10 protein-coding genes are annotated in these 16,831 nt (G+C 68.7%); 4 read left to right on the forward strand and 6 right to left on the reverse strand.

Annotated features, from left to right (window positions below):
• Nucleotides 1–151 precede the first annotated feature (151 nt).
• Together gltB and DFO63_RS16445 are read left to right on the forward strand one after the other, a co-directional pair.
• Nucleotides 152–4,606 carry a glutamate synthase large subunit gene (gltB, locus tag DFO63_RS16440; RefSeq protein WP_119007373.1) on the forward strand — a complete coding sequence of 1,485 codons (4,455 nt, stop codon included), beginning with the start codon at nucleotides 152–154 and terminating at the stop codon, nucleotides 4,604–4,606.
• A gap of 61 nt (nucleotides 4,607–4,667) precedes the next feature.
• Entirely contained in the window at nucleotides 4,668–6,113 is a 1,446-nt protein-coding gene (locus tag DFO63_RS16445) for an FAD-dependent oxidoreductase (RefSeq protein ID WP_119007374.1), read from the forward strand.
• On the opposite strand, the gene DFO63_RS16450 is transcribed toward DFO63_RS16445, so the two are convergent.
• On the reverse strand, nucleotides 6,099–8,471 hold the full coding sequence (locus DFO63_RS16450; protein WP_259337440.1) for a response regulator: 2,373 nt from the start codon (nucleotides 8,469–8,471) through the stop codon (nucleotides 6,099–6,101). The two genes, DFO63_RS16445 and DFO63_RS16450, sit on opposite strands and share 15 nt — an antisense overlap.
• 202 nt (nucleotides 8,472–8,673) lie before the next feature.
• Here DFO63_RS16450 and DFO63_RS16455 point away from each other — a divergent pair, with 202 nt between their 5' ends.
• Nucleotides 8,674–9,540 (forward strand): methylglyoxal synthase, encoded by an 867-nt coding sequence (locus DFO63_RS16455; RefSeq protein WP_014035467.1) that lies wholly within the window; start codon nucleotides 8,674–8,676, stop codon nucleotides 9,538–9,540.
• A 401-nt stretch (nucleotides 9,541–9,941) separates the two neighbouring features.
• Here DFO63_RS16455 and DFO63_RS16460 read toward each other — a convergent pair whose 3' ends face one another.
• From DFO63_RS16460 to ttcA, 3 genes are read right to left on the reverse strand one after another with little or no spacing between them, the layout of a single operon-like run.
• Complete coding sequence (locus DFO63_RS16460) at nucleotides 9,942–10,721, reverse strand: SprT family zinc-dependent metalloprotease (RefSeq protein ID WP_119007408.1); 780 nt, start codon at nucleotides 10,719–10,721, stop codon at nucleotides 9,942–9,944.
• A gap of 59 nt (nucleotides 10,722–10,780) precedes the next feature.
• Nucleotides 10,781–11,686 carry a recombination-associated protein RdgC gene (locus DFO63_RS16465; RefSeq protein ID WP_005411825.1) on the reverse strand — a complete coding sequence of 302 codons (906 nt, stop codon included), beginning with the start codon at nucleotides 11,684–11,686 and terminating at the stop codon, nucleotides 10,781–10,783.
• Between the two features lie 36 nt (nucleotides 11,687–11,722).
• Nucleotides 11,723–12,643: a tRNA 2-thiocytidine(32) synthetase TtcA gene (gene ttcA / locus DFO63_RS16470; protein WP_182474436.1), complete on the reverse strand. Its 921-nt coding sequence runs from the start codon at nucleotides 12,641–12,643 to the stop codon at nucleotides 11,723–11,725.
• 91 nt (nucleotides 12,644–12,734) lie between these two features.
• Here ttcA and DFO63_RS16475 point away from each other — a divergent pair, with 91 nt between their 5' ends.
• Complete coding sequence (locus DFO63_RS16475; protein ID WP_004153435.1) at nucleotides 12,735–12,938, forward strand: YdcH family protein; 204 nt, start codon at nucleotides 12,735–12,737, stop codon at nucleotides 12,936–12,938.
• Nucleotides 12,939–13,093: 155 nt separating this feature from the next.
• Here the strand turns inward: DFO63_RS16475 and plsB are convergent, their stop codons facing one another.
• Nucleotides 13,094–15,730 (reverse strand): glycerol-3-phosphate 1-O-acyltransferase PlsB, encoded by a 2,637-nt coding sequence (gene plsB, locus DFO63_RS16480; RefSeq protein ID WP_049443568.1) that lies wholly within the window; start codon nucleotides 15,728–15,730, stop codon nucleotides 13,094–13,096.
• A complete protein-coding gene (locus DFO63_RS16485; RefSeq protein WP_119007376.1) occupies nucleotides 15,730–16,683 on the reverse strand; it encodes a hypothetical protein in 954 nt (317 codons plus the stop codon). Before DFO63_RS16485 ends, plsB begins: the two co-directional genes overlap by 1 nt.
• Between the last annotated feature and the right edge of the window lie 148 nt (nucleotides 16,684–16,831).

The raw sequence follows: 16,831 nt of genomic DNA on the forward strand, positions 1-16,831 counted from the left end.
TTGCCGGCGCGTTCTGTTGCACCTGCAACCGTGTATTGCGGCGCTGCAGCAACCTGTGATCTAGTCGAGGCATCCGGTGGCCTCACGATGCGCTCCAGGGATTGAGCGGGCTTGAGTGTCCCCGTTCAATTCATCCCGCATCGAGGTAGAGATGGCCCCCCGCAACCGCCAAGGGCTTTACGACCCGCGCTCCGAGCGCGATGCCTGTGGATTTGGCATGGTCGCCCAGCTCGACGATCAACCTTCGCGCCTGTTGGTTGATACCGCCATCGCCGCGCTTTCGCGCATGACCCACCGTGGCGGCGTCGCTGCCGATGGCCTGACCGGCGATGGCTGTGGCCTGCTGCTGCGCCGCCCCGATGCATTCCTGAAACTGCTGGCCAGCGAAGCCGGCATCACCACCGCCGCGCGCTTCGCTGCCGGCCTGGTGTTCCTGCCGCACGACGCCGACGCCGCCGACGCCTGCCGCACGCAGCTGCAGGCGCAGGTGGAAGCGGTCGGCTGCAAGGTCGCCGGCTGGCGCGAGGTACCCACCGACGACAGCGTCTGCGGCCAGCTGGCGCGCGATACCCTGCCGCGCATCGAACAGGTATTCGTCGATGCCGGCGTCGGCCAGGATGATGCCGGCTTCGCGCTGGCGCTGTTCCTGGCCCGCCGCCGCAGCGAACAGCAGCTGCGCGGGCACGCCGATTTCTACGTCACCACCCTCACCCCGGATGCGATCAGCTACAAGGGCATGGTGCTGCCGGACAAGCTCAGCCGCTTCTACCCGGACCTGCAGCGGCGCGAACTGGCCTCCAGCGCGATCGTGTTCCACCAGCGCTTCTCCACCAACACGCTGCCGCGCTGGCCGCTGGCCCACCCGTTCCGGATGCTTGCCCACAACGGCGAGATCAACACCATCGAAGGCAACCGTCGCTGGGCGCAGGCGCGCAGCAAGGTGTGGAAGACCCCGCGCTTCGACATCGCCGAGTTCGACCCGGTGATCTCCATGCACGGTTCGGACTCGCAGAGCCTGGACAACATGCTGGAGCTGATGGTCGCCGGCGGCATGGAGTTGATCCAGGCGCTGCGCATCCTGGTGCCACCGGCCACCCAGTCGCTGGAGTTCAAGGATCCGGACCTGGCCGCGTTCTACGAATTCCATGGCCTCAACAGCGAGCCGTGGGATGGCCCGGCCGGCATCGTCGCCTGCGACAGGCGCTACGCCGTATGTACCCTCGACCGCAATGGCCTGCGCCCTGCGCGCTGGATGCTGACGGCCGACCGCCACTTCCTGGTGGCCTCCGAAGCCGGTGTGTGGGAAGTGCCGACCGAGCGCGTGGTGCGCAAGGGCAAGCTCGGCCCCGGCGAAATGGTGGCCATCGATCTCAAGCGCGGCGACCTGCTCGACTCCGATGCGGTGGACCGCATCAACCGCGGCCGCGCACCGTACAAGCAGTGGCTGCAGCAGGGCGTGACCTACCTGCAGACCGAACTGATCGATCCCTCGCTGGTGGAAGAGCCGTTCGACGAAGGCACCCTGCGCAGCTACCACAAGCTGTACCAGCTCAGCAGCGAGGAAGTGGAACAGGTGCTGCGGCCGCTGGCCGAGACCGAACAGGAAGCCACCGGCTCGATGGGCGACGACACGCCGATGGCGGTGCTGAGCCAGCGCAGCCGTCCGCTGTACGACTATTTCCGCCAGGCCTTCGCACAGGTCACCAACCCGCCGATCGACCCGCTGCGCGAAGACTGCGCGATGTCCCTGTCCACCCAGCTCGGCAAGGAGACCAACATCTTCCATGCCGGCCCGGAGACGGTGAACCACGTCATCCTCAATTCGCCGGTGCTCAGCCAGCGCAAGCTGCGCCAACTGCTGAAGATGGACCAGTACGTGCAGGCCAACCGCCTGCTCGACCTGTCCTACAGCGAAGACGAGGGCCTGCGCGCCGGCATCGAGCGCATCTGCGCCGAGGCCGAACAGGCCGCGCGCGAGGGCATGGTGATGCTGCTGCTGTCCGACCGCTACCCGGTGGCCGGGCGGCCGATGGTGCATGCGCTGCTGGCCACCAGCGCCATCCACCACCACCTCTCGCGGCTGGGCCTGCGCTGCGACGTGAATCTCATCGTCGAGACCGGCACCGCGCGCGACCCGCACCACATGGCCTGCCTACTCGGCTTCGGCGCCACGGCGGTGTATCCGTACCTGGCCTACCAGACCCTGTTCGACCTGGGCCGCCGCGGCATCCTCAAGCTCAGCAAGGGCGGTGAGCAGTCGCAGATCGGCCGCCGCTACCGCAAGGGCGTCTACAAGGGGCTGTCGAAGATCATCTCGAAGATGGGCATCTGTACCGTGGCCAGCTACCGCGGCGCGCAGCTGTTCGAAATCATCGGCCTGGAACCGGAGGTCGTGGACCTGTGCTTCCCGGATACCGCCTCGCGCATCGGTGGCGCCGGCTTCGCCCGCCTGGATGCCGACGCGCGCGAACTGTGCGCGCAGGCGTGGGACGCGCAGCAGGACGTGGATGTCGGCGGCCTGCTGAAGTACGTGCACGGCGGCGAGTACCACATGTACAACCCGGACGTGGTCACCACCCTGCAGCGCGCAGCGCGCAGCGGCGACCCACGTGCGTGGCAGCAGTACTGCGATGCGGTGCACGCGCGTCCGCCGTCGGCGCTGCGTGACCTGCTGGAGCTGGTGCCGGCCGCCACGCCCGCGCCGCTCGATGAGGTAGCACCGGCCAGCGAACTGTTCCCTCGCTTCGATACCGCGGCGATCAGCCTGGGTGCACTGTCACCTGAAGCGCACGAGGCGCTGGCGATTGCGATGAACCGTCTGGGTGGCCGCAGCAATTCCGGCGAAGGCGGTGAGGATCCCGCGCGCTATGGCACCGCCAAGCGCAGCAAGATCAAGCAGGTGGCCTCGGGCCGCTTCGGCGTCACCGCCGAATACCTGGTCAATGCCGAGGTGCTGCAGATCAAGGTCGCGCAGGGTGCCAAGCCCGGCGAGGGCGGCCAGCTGCCCGGCCACAAAGTCAACGAACTGATCGCGCGGCTGCGCTATGCGCGCCCGGGCATCGGCCTGATCTCGCCGCCGCCGCACCACGACATCTATTCGATCGAGGACCTCGCGCAGCTGATCTACGACCTCAAGCAGGTCAACCCGACCGCGCTGGTGTCGGTGAAGCTGGTCAGCCATGCCGGCGTCGGTACGATCGCGGCGGGCGTGGTCAAGGCCGGTGCGGACCTGATCACCATCTCAGGCCACGACGGCGGCACCGGCGCCTCGCCGGTCAGTTCGATCCGCTATGCCGGCGTGCCGTGGGAGCTGGGCGTGGCCGAAGCGCACCAGGCGCTGCTGGCCAACGACCTGCGCGGGCGTACCCTGCTGCAGACCGATGGCGGCCTGAAGACCGGCCTGGACGTGGTCAAGGCCGCGCTGCTGGGTGCGGACAGCTTCGGCTTCGGCACCGCGCCGATGATCGTGCTGGGCTGCAAGTACCTGCGTATCTGCCACCTCAACAACTGCGCCACCGGCGTGGCCACCCAGGATGAGCGCCTGCGCGAGAACCACTTCACCGGCCAGCCCGAGCGCGTGGAGAACTTCTTCCGCCTGCTGGCCGAGGAAGTGCGTGGCTGGCTGTCCTACCTGGGCGCGCGTTCGCTGGAAGAGATCGTGGGCCGTACCGAACTGCTGCGGCAGATCGAGGCCGCGCCGCGCGACGGCGTGCGCGTGGATCTGTCGCGCCTGCTGGCCGACAGCCGCTACGAGGGCAGCCACTGCGCGGCGCAACGCCTGTACGAATCGCCGGACAGCCTGGCCACGCAGATGGACGGCCTGCTGGCGCCGGCCATCGAGCACAAGCGTGGTGGCGAGCATCGCTTCCTGATCCACAACACCGACCGCAGCATCGGCACCCGCCTGGCCGGGGCGGTGGCGCGCGCGCATGGCAACCAGGGCATGGCCGAGGCGCCACTGGAACTGCGCTTCCGCGGCAGCGCCGGGCAGAGCTTCGGCGCCTTCAACGTGGGCGGCCTGCACCTGGAAGTGGAAGGCGAAGCCAACGACTACGTGGGCAAGGGCATGGCCGGCGGCCGCCTGGTGGTACGCCCGCCGCGTGGCGCCCGCTTCGAGGCACGCAGCACCGCGATCATCGGCAACACCTGCCTGTACGGCGCCACCGGCGGTGAACTGTTCGCCGCGGGCCGCGCCGGCGAGCGTTTCGCGGTGCGCAATTCCGGCGCGCTGGCGGTGGTGGAAGGGGCCGGTGACCACTGCTGCGAGTACATGACCGATGGCGTGGTGCTGGTGCTGGGCAAGGTCGGCCTGAACTTCGGCGCCGGCTTCACCGGCGGCCTGGCCTACGTGCTGGACGTGGACCGCGATTTCGTCGACCGCTACAACCACGAGCTGATCGACATCCATCGCGTATCCGCCGAAGGCTTCGAGAACTACCGCCAGCACCTGCACCGCCTGATCGGTCGCCACCGCGAGCTGACCGGCAGCATCTGGGCGCAGCAGATCCTGGACGAGTTCCGCGATTACATCGGCAAGTTCTGGCTGGTCAAACCGAAGGCCGCCAGCATCGAGTCGCTGACCGAAACCCTGCGCCGCGCCGCGTGATGTTTTCCGGTAGTGCCGGCCGCTGGCCGGCAACGTTCCCCCTCGCATTCCAGAGCCCGCCATGAGCCGCAAGCACGCCTTCCAGTTCCTCGACCTGCCCCGCACCATGCCGCAGCGCATCCCGGTGGAACTGCGCACGTCCGGCGACTGGGGCGAGCTGTACGGAAAGTTCGGCAAGGAAGATGCCCAGTACCAGGCCGGTCGCTGCCTGGATTGCGGCAACCCCTACTGCAGCTGGAAGTGCCCGGTGCACAACGCCATTCCGCAGTGGCTGCAGCTGGTGCAGGAGAACCGCATCCACGAAGCCGCCACGCTGTGCCACAGCACCAACCCGCTGCCGGAGGTGTGCGGCCGGGTCTGCCCGCAGGACCGCCTGTGCGAGGGCAGCTGCACGCTGGAAGAGTTCGGTGCGGTCACCATCGGTGCGGTGGAGAAGTACATCGTCGATACCGCGCTGGCCAGCGGCTGGCGCCCTGACCTGGGCGCGGTGCAGCCCAGCGGCCACAGCGTGGCGGTGATCGGCGCCGGTCCGGCCGGGCTGGCCTGTGCCGACCGCCTGGCCCGCGCCGGCATTGCCGCGGTGGTCTATGACCGCTACGAGCAGATCGGCGGCCTGCTGCAGTTCGGCATTCCCAGCTTCAAGCTGGACAAGGACGTGATCCATCGCCGCCGCGAAGTGCTGGAGGGCATGGGCGTGCAGTTCCGCCTTGGCGTCGAGATCGGACGCGACCTCAGCGTGCAGCAGCTGCTGGAGACCCATGATGCGGTGTTCGTCGGCACCGGCGCCTACCGCTACACCGATGGTGGCCTCGACGGCCAGGACCTGAAGGGCGTGCTGCCGGCGCTGCCGTTCCTGGTGCAGAACAGCCGCATCGTTGGCGGCGATGACCCGAAGGGCCGGCCGATTGCCGGCTGGGAAGACACCATCGCCCTGCCCGACCTCAACGGCAAGCGCGTGGTGGTGCTCGGTGGTGGCGATACCGGCATGGACTGCGTGCGCAGCGCGGTGCGCCTGGGCGCGGCCAAGGTCACCTGTGCCTACCGCCGCGACGAAGCCAACATGCCCGGCAGCGCGCGCGAAGTGGCCAATGCGCGCGAAGAGGGCGTCCGCTTCCTGTTCAACCGCCAGCCGCTGTCGATCGAGGCCGGCGCCGACGACGAAGTGATCGGCGTGACCGTGGTCGAAACCCGGCTGGGCGAACCCGATGCCAATGGCCGCCAGAACGCGGTACCGATCGAAGGCAGTGAATCGCTGCTGGAAGCGGACGTGGTGATCATCGCCTTCGGCTTCTCGCCGAGCGTGCCGGCGTGGCTGGCCGAGCTGGGCGTGGAAGGCCAGTCCAACGGCCGCATCGTCGCCGGGGGCAAGGACCGCCTGCCGTTCCAGACCGCGCATCCACGCCTGTTCGCCGGTGGCGACGCGGTACGCGGTGCAGACCTGGTGGTGACCGCCGTGGCCGAAGGCCGCGACGCCGCTTCCAGCATCGTCCGCCTACTGGCGCACTGAGTCCGGCAACAGCAGCACTTCCAGCAGTGCGCGCAGTTCGCACGGCTCCACCGGCTTGGCCAGGAAATGGTCGATGCCGGCATCACGGCAGGCCTCGCGCGTGCGCTCCAGCACGCTGGCGGTCAGCGCGATGATCGGCACCTGCGCACGGACGGCGCAGGTGTCGCTGCGGATCGTGCGTGCCAGCGCGAAGCCGTCCATGTGCGGCATATGGCAATCGGTGATCACCAGGTCGAACGGCTGCGCCTGCCAGGCCTCCCATGCCTGCAAGCCGTCGTCGCAGGCGTGTACCTGCAGCCCCAGTTCGCGCAGGCGCTGCTCCAGCAACTGCAGGTTGGTCGGATGGTCTTCGACAACCAGCACCCGTGCCGCCGGCAGCGGCCGTTGCGCGGCCGTCGTGAGCACCGGTACCGCCGTTGGTGCCGCACAGTCCGCCAGAGCCAGCTCCAGCCATACGGTGGTGCCCTTGCCGGGCGCGCTGCGCAGGTGCAGCTGCCCGCCCATCGATGCCGCCAGCTCGCGGCAGATCGACAGGCCCAGCCCACTGCCACCGAAGCGGCGCGTGGTCGAAGTCTCGGCCTGCTCGTAGGCAGCGAACACCGCCTGCTGCCGCTCCACGCTGATGCCCATGCCCGTATCGGTCACCTGCAGGCGCAGCCGCTGGCCGCCATCGCCCTGCTGCAGCACGTGGACCTGCAACACCACGCTTCCCTGCAGGGTGAACTTGAGTGCATTGCCGGCCAGGTTGAACAGGACCTGGCGCAGGCGCAGCCCATCGGCCAGCGACCACCGCTGCAACGCGGGGTCGATCTCGCTGTGCAGGTGCAGGCCGCGGCTGGCCGCAACGGGCATCAACAGCTGCTGCACCGCGCGCACCAGCGCCGCAAGGTCGGTCGGCCGCAGCTGCAGTGGCGCTGACTGCAGGCGCTGGCTGTGCAGCACATCGTCGAGGATCTGCCGCAGCATCTGCGCGGCGTCACCCACGGTGGTCAGCACCTGCCGCTGGCCCGCATCCAGGTCACTGCCCGCCAGCCGCTCCAGCATGCCCAGCAGGGTACTCATCGGCGTGCGGATCTGGTGGCTCATGGTCGCCAGGAAATGGCTCTTGGCCAGCGCCGCCTGCTCGGCCGCGCGGCGCGCCTCGGCCAGCGCTGCGGCACGCGCCTGCGCTTCGCTGACATCCAACCAGTAGCCGCTCCACTCCACGCTGCTGTCATCGCACTGCAGCGGTCGTCCCTGCGAACGGACCCAGCGCCAGCCCTGCGCCGAGCGGGTGCGGAAGGTAACGTCGATGGGACCGCGCACCAGCGCGGCCGCTTCGATGCACGCCATCACCCGGCTGCGGTCGTCGGCATGCACCGCGGCCAGAAGCTGCAGATGGTCGATCCGCGCGGTCTCCACGCTTACCCCGAACAGCGCCTGCACGTCGCCGGCGATCTGCGCCAGGCTGTAGTGGCCGGTTGCCGAACGGCGGGCCTGGTAGACCACCGCCGGCAGGTTCGCGGTGACGTCGCGCAACCGCTGCTCCAGCACGCGACGACGCACGCTCTCGCGATGCACGCGCCAGTAGCCGAAGGCATGCAGCAACACGAGTGCGAGCAGGATCAGCGACGCCGGCACCAGCCAGCGCAGTGCCGACCCGGTGAGCTGCGCGCGTGGCCGATCCGGCAGCCAGGCGCTGCGGTTCGACGCGCGACGTGCATCGCCCTCCTGCAGCAGCCGCTGGTCGAAAGCAGCGACCACCTCGGCACAGGCCGGTGCGGCCGCGAGTACCAGTGCATCGCCGAAGCCCGCGGGTGCCGCGATCACCACGGCATCCCCCGGCTCCGCGCGGAGCGCAGCTTCCACTTCAGCGAGATTGGCGACCACGGCGTCGACCAGCCCGGCACGCAGCAGTGACAGCGCGTGCTCCAGCGGCGCAGGTGCCAGCAGCTGCGCCCCCGGGGCCTGCTCGGCCAGCAACGCCTCCAGCGGCAGCCGGTCCGGGCTGGCCACGCTGCGACCACGCAGGCCTTCCAGCCCCAGCACCGCAGCGGCGCCCTCGCGCCGCACAATCACCTGTGGCACCTCCAGGTAGGCCCTGCTGGCCACCCAGTCGGCCGGCAGCTGCGCACGCGGCCAGCCCAGCAGCACCTGGGTGCCGGCCGGCAGTGAGCCCTCGGTAAGCACCGCCGCCGGCAACGGCTTCGCATGCTGCATCGCCTGCGTGCCCAGCAGCGGCAGGTAGTCCGCGGCCAGTCCCGCAACCTCGCCCTGCTGGCTGTACGACAGTGGCGGCCGGTCGGAGCGCCATGCCACCTGCAGGGGGTTCGCACACCCGGATGCAGCGGCGATGCCGGGCAGCAACAGCGATGCCATGACAGCGGCGACGGCGCGGCGGCCGGCGACATTTACGATGGACGTCCTCATTTCGCGGGCAGGAACCACGGCCGCGCAGCGGTACCGCTGCAGCCACGCTAGCGAGGCAGGCTTCCGCGACAATGAGAAAAATTGGAAAAGCATCCGCATCGGCGAATGCCGACATACACTGCCGCTTCTACCCGTCCCTACGGAGCGCTCGATGCGTATCGGCCTGGCCGCCAACCGTCTCCATCACCACGATGCACGCGCCGCGCTGTTCCGTTGGCTGCGTGCCAGCGAGGCAGGCCTGCGTGAGCTGGGGGTGTCACTGCATGCGGTCGGGCGCACCCACGATGCGATCGAGCGGCAGGGCTTCCTGGCCGGCTACGGTGGCCTGCACCGGTATCCCTACGGGCGCGAGGGTGGCCTGATGAAGCTGGTGGCCGAGGTGGTCGGCATGGGGCCGGAGCGGACACTGGACGGTGCGATCTACCTGATCGACCCGGTCGATCCGTCCTCGGTGTTTCCGGAAGCAACCGCGCTCAAGCGGCAGTGCGTGATCCACGGCAAGCCGTTCATCTCAACCGTGGCCACCGCACGCGACTGGATCGAGGTGGAGCGCATCCACGCCGGGCTGGCGGCCGACACCGGTGCCGACGACCTGCATGCCTTCCAGGGACAGACGCTGGCGCTGATCGCGCATGATGCGATGAAGCCGGCGATGCTGGCCTTTGCCGATGAACACTTCGATGTGCTGGCCCGATTTGGCCAACGCGTGGCGACGGGCACCACCGGGCAGCGCTTGAACGAGCTGGCCTGGAGCCGGGGGTGGCCCAGCGATACGCCGTGGGTGACGCGTTACCAGAGTGGCCCGATGGGCGGCGATGCACAGATTGCCGACCGGGTGCTGGAGGGGCGCTGCCAGCGCGCGATCTTCTTCGAGGACCCGCATGTGGCTCGCCAGCACGAGGCCGATATCCAGCTGCTGGAGCGCGCGGTGACGACGGTGACCGACCAGGCGGTGTGCATCACGGCGCCGCGGGTGGCGGCGCGCTGGGCGGCGGCGGCGGCGTTGCGGGCGGGGTGAGGGTTTCGGCCAACGGCTGAGCCCCTCGTGGTGGGTTGGGCCTGCGCGGTCATGAGGTTGGCCGGGATGGGTGGAATTGCGGGGGACGCCGTGAACCCATCCATGGGGGCTTGGCCGCGGCATCCATGCCGCGGACACCCCCGCAATCCCACCCATCCCGTCATTCGACAGATTCCGGTGTGCCCACCACGGAAGAAAGAAAAGAAGAGCAGGAGCGGGTCGCGCGCTGCGCGCGCTCTGCGGCGCGCTCCCATTCCGCGGAGTTGTTGTTCTTCACTCTGTAGCGTCGAGCTTGCTCGACTGCTCAGCACACGGTCTGGAGTGAAGCCCCTTCTGTTGAAGGGGCGCGCCGAAGGCGGGGGTAGAGGAAGAATGCGTGGGCAACTGCTGTAGCGCTGGCGCTACAGCAGTTGCCGGAGCATAGCCTTGAGGCGTCGCCCTTCGAGCTGGAAGTAGTCGCGCTGTTCGCGCCACGCGGGGAAGCGCTGTTCCACTTCGTACCAGAACGCGGGCGAATGATTCGGCTGGATCAGGTGGCAGAGTTCGTGCACCAGCACATACTCGAACGCGTCCGGACGCCCCAGCACCAGCGCAAGGTCCAGTGCCATGCTGCCGTCCGGCGCCAACGATCCCCACTGCGAAGACATCACCTTCAGCCGCAGGCGGCTGGGTGCACGTGGCAGGGTCGGCAGGTACTTCGGCAGCCAGCGGCCGACATCGGCACGGGTCTGTGCTTCGTAGAATTCGCGCAGCAGGCGGCGCAGGGTGGCATCGCCGGCACGGGCCGGCCACTGCACGCAGGCGCCGTGTTCGTCGATCTCCAGCCGCGCATAGCGGCCTTCCTGCCAGCGCAGCGGCAACAGTTCGCCGCGCAATGGCAGCACGCCGTCCTCGCCTGGCTGCAACGGGGCGGGCAGGCCATGGCTCTGGTATTGGCGCAGCTGCAGCGCCAACCAGTCGCGGTGCTGTTCCAGGAAACGCTCGCCCATCACCAGGCTGGCCCGCGGCGGCAGCGTCAACCGTGCGCCGCGCTCGTCCACGCTCAGCTTGATCCGTCGCGCGCGCGGATCGCGCACGCGCAGTACCTCGATCTCGGCGTCCTCCAGGCGCAGGCGAACGGTGTCGCGCTGCACGGTGGCGGGCGGGGTCGGGCTGATCAGGCGGCGCAGCAGACGGCTCATGCGCCCAGCATAGCGCTGCTTCGGGCCGCCGGATGACCGGCGGCCCACAGGGTGCCTGTTCAGTCAGCCTTGCTGAGCTTGAAGGCTTCTTCCAGCAGCAGGAACAGGCGACGGATCTCGGCGCTCTGCAGGGCGAAGCGGGCGTCGAACTCGGCGCGGCGGCCGTCTTCGTCGGCATGCTCCAGCTGGTCCAGGGCGCCATCGAGGAACTTCAGCTTGCGCACGATCAGGTCGTCGCCGATCACGAAGGACAGGTTGTCCTCGAAGATCAGCGCCAGCTTGGTTACCTGCTTGCCGGCGTCCAGGTGCTTGTCGATCTCGTCGCAGCGCAGTTCCTGGTGCTGGCACTTGACCACGGCGCCGCCCTCCACCGGATCCTTCATCTCGCACTCTTCGCCCAGGCTCAGCCCGGTCGGCAGCGGCTCGCCGGCGATCCAGCCGGTCAGGATCGAACGCGGTGCGACTTCGGCGTTCAGCGGCATCGCCGGGAAGCTGCCGAGCAGGCCGCGGATGTCGGACATGAAGTACTCGCCGGTCTTGCGGCTGGAGGTATCCACCGCCACGTAGCCGTGCTGCAGGTCGATGAAGGCGTCGTTGCGCGAGGACTTCACGAAAGCGCGCGGCAGCAGTTCATGCAGCAGGTCGTCCTTCATGCGCTTGCGCTCGCGGCCACCCGGGCGGCGGCCTTCCTTCTCCTCGATCTCCTCCAGCTTGCGCTCGAGCAGGTCGTTGACCACCGCCGCCGGCAGGATCTTGTCCTCGCCGCCCACGGTCAGCCACAGATGTTCGGCGATGCGGTGGGAGAGCAGCTCCTTCTCCTCGCGGCCGAACGGCGAGATGAAGCCGCGCGAATTCATTTCCAGCGCGCCGACCGGCTTCAGCAGGGCGTGCGGCAGCAGGGTGTCGACTTCGGAAAAATCGGTGGTGGTCGGGAAACGGAAGAACGTCAGGTTGCGAAAGAACATGGAATTCCGGATGGCAAAGAGGAAGGGCGACCGACCTTAAACGGTGGGCGTCTCGGGATCTGCGTCGGCGTCGGCCGGGGAGCCGGCCAGCCAGGCATGGGCGTCGGGCAGCGGCGCGTCGTCGCGACGGCCCAGCGCCATGAAGTCGAACAGGGTGGTGTCGGCCAGCTGCGAGGGTCGGACTTCACCCATGGCGCGCGCGATCTGCTCGATGCGGCCCGGGTGGTCCTTTTCCCACTGCTTCAGCATCAGGCCGACCTGGCGGCGCTGCAGGTTCTCCTGGCTGCCGCACAGGTTGCAGGGAATGATCGGGAACTGGCGGGCCTGCGCGTACTCGACGATGTCGCTTTCGCGCACGTAGGCCAGCGGCCGGATCACCACGTGCCTGCCGTCATCGCTGCGCAGCTTCGGCGGCATGCCCGACAGCCTGGCGTGGTGGAACAGGTTCATGAAGAACGTGGCCACCATGTCGTCGCGGTGGTGGCCCAGCGCGATCTTGGTGAAACCATGGGTCTCGGCGTAGTTGTACAGCGCGCCACGACGCAGCCGCGAGCACAGCGAACACATGGTCTTGCCTTCCGGGATGACCCGGCTGACCACCGAATAGGTGTCCTGCTCGATGATGTGGTACGGCACGCCCAGCCCGGCCAGGTACTCCGGCAGCACGTGCTCGGGGAAGTCCGGCTGCTTCTGGTCCAGGTTCACCGCCACCAGCTCGAACGGTACCGGCGCCTTCTTCTGCAGCTGCAGCAGCACGTCCAGCAGGGTGTAGCTGTCCTTGCCGCCGGACAGGCAGACCATGACCTTGTCGCCGGCCTCGATCATGCCGAAGTCGGCAATCGCCTCGCCGACCTGGCGGCGCAGGCGCTTGGCCAGCTTGTGCTGCTCGCGCTCGGCCACGCGCGGATCACGGGCGGCGCGCGGCTGGGGATCGGGAAGGGAAATGACGGCACTCATGGGTTCCATTCTAACGGCTCGGAGCCGCCCCGGCCGGGGGTCGGGGTTCCCCTCTCCCGGCGGTCATCATCGCTGTGTATGCTCGGAGGCTGTGGACACCTACAGCCCCGCCGAGATCGTCGAGCACCTCGCCGCCCTGCGCGCCGAGCACCGCCTGCTGGATGAACAGATCACCCGCATGGCGGCCAACGGCGAGGACGAGCTGGAGTCCAAGCGCCTGAAGCGGCGCAAGCTGCAGCTGAAGGACTGCATCGCCAGGCTGGAAAGCCTGCAGATTCCCGACGAACCGGCCTGAGCGGTGGCCCATCCACGCATGGCGTGGATCTACTGCTTCGCCCCGGTAGATGCCAACCTTGGTTGGCCCACTGCTCTGGTGGGTGCCAACCTTGGTTGGCACGGCTGGAAGGTGTGGACCAAGGTCCACACCCACCGCATCGCCCGGCGCTGCCTTCAATCCTGCGGCGCAGGCTCGTCCGGGCGGGCCGCTTCCGGGCTGACCCGTTCGATGGTGTGGCGCAGCTCGCGGCCGAGGATGAACTTGGCGTCCTTGGCCCAGGCATCCAGGCGCTCGTCGAACAGCAGCTTGCTGTTCTCGTCCGGCCACACCAGGCGCAGTTCGCGCAGCTTCTGGATGAAGCCACGGAACAGGGCCTTGTCGAAGAACTCCGGTGCCGCCGGTGCATAGAGCAGGCTCAGCCGCTGCGCCGCCTGCTGGCACAGGCTTTCCAGCTCGGCGGCGCCGAGCACGCCGGGGCCGTTCTTCACCAGCACCGAGATGGCGATGTAATAGCGCTCGAACGCCTGCTGCAGCGAATGGCCGATCGCACGCAGGCGGAACACCTCGTCGGTCTGCCCGGTATTGCGCGCCAGGATGCCGCCGTCGTCATCGTTGACGTTCTGCAGCAGGCCCTCGCGCACGAACACATCGATGGTCCGGTCGATGCGCAGGGCGAACTCGTCCTCGCTCCACGGCAGGAACAGCTCGGCCTGCAGGAACGGGTACACCGTACGGCCCAGCTGGACCAGGCCGGTGCGGCTCATGCGGCGGTTGTTCTGGAAGCAGCAGGCCACCCACGACGAGGCGGTGAACAGGTGCACCACGTTGTTGCGGAAGTAGCTCAGCAGCACCGCGGTGTCGCCGCTGACGCTGAGCACATCGCCCAGCGGGTGCTTGATGCGGGTGAGGACGTTGATTTCCTCGGCGTGGGCGATGATCCGCTCCGGCGAGTGCGGGGTCACCGTCACCCGGTCCGAGTACGGCATCTCGACCAGCAGGGTCTTGCACAGCTCGATCTGCGCGATCAGGTCGGCCTCGCCCATCGCGTGCTTCGGCGTGGACAGCAGGGCCAGCGCCAGCAGGTTGATCGGGTTGACGTCGGCGGCGCCATTGATGCGCACCTGGATGCGTTCGGCCAGCGTGTCCACCGTGGTCGACAGCCAGGCCGGTTTCTCGTCCTCGGACACCGCCTCGCCCTTCCACTCCGGCGCCTTCTCGGCCAGCACGTCGTTCAGCGCGATCGGCTCGCCGAAGTTCACCACCACCTGGCCGTAGTTCTGCTTGAGCACCTTGGGGATGCCCCACAGCAGCGACCAGATCGATTCCTTTTCCTTCGGCCGGCCGGACAGTTCGTCCAGGTAGCTGCCGCCTTCCATCAGCTTCTCGTAGCCGATGTAGATGGGCTGGAACAGCACCGGTTTGCGCGGCTGGCGCAGGAACGCGCGCAACGTCATCGAGATCATGCCGCCCTTGGGCTGCAGCAGGCGCCCGGTACGCGAGCGGCCGCCTTCGACGAAGTACTCCAGCGAGTAGCCACCGGCCACCAGCTGCGCGACGTATTCGCTGAGCACCGCCGAGTACAGCGCATTGCCACGGATCGAGCGGCGGATGAAGAACGCACCGCCCTTGCGCAGCAGGGTGCCGACGACGGGCAGGTTGAGGTTGATGCCGGCCACGATGTGCGGCGGCACGATGCCACGGTCGTACAGCAGGTACGACAGCAGCAGGTAGTCCATGTGGCTGCGGTGGCTGGGCACGTAGACCACTTCGTGGCCCGGCGCGGCGGCCTTGAACTTGTCCAGGTGGTGCACCAGCACGCCCGCATAGATGCGGTTCCACACGTGGCTGAGCATGAAGCTGGCCGAGCGCACCACCGGGCTGGAATAGTCCGCAGCGATTTCCCAGGCGTAGGCGTGTGCCTTCTTCCAGGCATCGGCCGGCTTCGAGTTGTCGCGCTTGGCCTGCGCGGCGATCGCTTCGCGTACCGGCTCGGCGGCCAGCACCTGGTCCACCAGCAGGCGCCGGGTCGACAGGTCGGGGCCGATCACCGATTCACGGATGCGTCGGAAGTGCGTACGCAGCACGCGCTGCAGCTTGCGCACCGTGCGCTCCGGCTCCAGGCCTTCATCCACGGTGTTGCGCAGCGAGATCGGCGGGGCGAAGCGGACGATGGTGCTGCGGCCGTTGAGCAACACCGCCAGCAGGCGACGGAAGCGGCCGACCAGTGCCCAGTTTTCCGAGAACAGCACCGCGAACCAACCGCTCTGCTTGTCCGGGGCGCGGCCAACGAAGATCGACACCGGCACCAGGTGCACGTCCAGGTCATCGCGCACGCGGTGTGCCTGCAGGACCTTGGCCAGCGAGTCGGAGTGGGTCTTCGCGCCGCGCTGCTCGGGAATCAGCGAGTTGCTGGAGCTGCGCCGCGACAGCGCCAGGTAGGCGCGCTTGCGGCCGGTCGGGTCACCGGCCAGCGGCACCAGCGGCGACGGCAGGCCGGCCTGGCGGCAGGCCTTGTCCAGGATCAGCGCGTTGGACAGGCCGTAGTCTTCCAGCACGTACATGACCGGGCGGCCATCGTTGTACTGGCCCGGGTCTTCCGGCTCGATCTTCAGCGACAGCCACGGCTCGACCAGGCGGCCCAGCAACCGCGCCCACAGCGGGCGGCGGCCGGCCGGACGCGCGTGCGCGGGCGGCGGTACCGGGTTCGGGCCGGTACCGGTCGAGGGGGACGCCGGCACCGTATCGGCGGGCGTCGACTGGGATTCTTCGCCGGGGAACGGCAGCGGGTTCTGTTTCGACATCGGCGCCATTATGGCTTAGGCGGCGGCGTTGCCGCTTCCCCACCCTCCGCGGGGGCTTCAGCCGGTGCCGGCGACGCAGCCGCGCGGGCCGCGTCGGCCTTGCGCAGCAGCGCGTCGGTGTCGGCCAGGGTACGGGTCAGGTACCAGTGGCCCTCGCGCCGGCTCAGTGGCAGCTGCAGGGTCATCTCGCGCCCGGCCAGGTCGTAGTGCAGGCGTACCAGCGCATTGTCGCCCTCCACCGAGAGCAGCTCGCCCCGGACGCTGCGCAGCGCGTCATCCACGCCCAGCCCGTAGCTGCCAAGCACCGCCTTGAGGGTGTGGATGAACGGCGCCAGCTGCTGCAGGCTGCCTTCCATGCCGGCCGCCTGCAGGCCGGCTTCGTCATCGAAGCCGACCTTGTTGGCGGCGCCGACCAGCGCGGCAATGGTGCTGCGTGCGCGGGCGCGGTCACTGATCGGCGCGCCCTGGGCCCAAACGGCAAGGGTTTCGACCAGGGCGATGTAGTGGGCCTGCTGGCCGGGCGTGTAGCCCTTCTGATGGCGCAGGTACTGCACGCCGAAGTTGCCCATCGACTGCGCGGCCTGGCGCACGGCGCTGGCCTGGCCGGCCAGCTGGCGGTCGAAGCTGCGCTGCAGTTCGGCGCTGGCATCGGGCTTGCGCAGCGCGGCCAGCATCGGCAGCAGCTGGTCCCCCAGCGGCAGCTCGGTCAGCGGCCACTGGCTGTGGCCCTCCGCCCAGGCCTGCTGCAGGCGCTGGTACTGGCCCGGCGGTACCGACAGCTTCGCGTAGCCGACCAGATCATCTTCGGCCAGGCGCAACGCCATCGCCTGCACCGCAGCCACCGGCTCGGCCGCCGGCCTGGCCGGATCGTTGGCAGACTCGCGGCACGCCGCCACGGCCAGCAGCAGCATGGCCGCCAGCCCCCATCCACGCGCAGACCTTCCTCGCACCGCCACGCTCATGCAATCGGACTCCCCGGACCGGCCCGCATCTTGCGGCCTGCGACGTGACAGCGGCAAGCCGGGACGTCACGGTTTTCGGCCAAGGCGGTCAGATCCCTTCTGCCGCGGGCAGAAGGGATCTGACCGCGGAGCCGCCGCCGGCATAAAA

Origin of the sequence: Stenotrophomonas sp. AG209 (assembly GCF_003550055.1) — a bacterium.
Taxonomy (GTDB): Bacteria; Pseudomonadota; Gammaproteobacteria; order Xanthomonadales; family Xanthomonadaceae; genus Stenotrophomonas.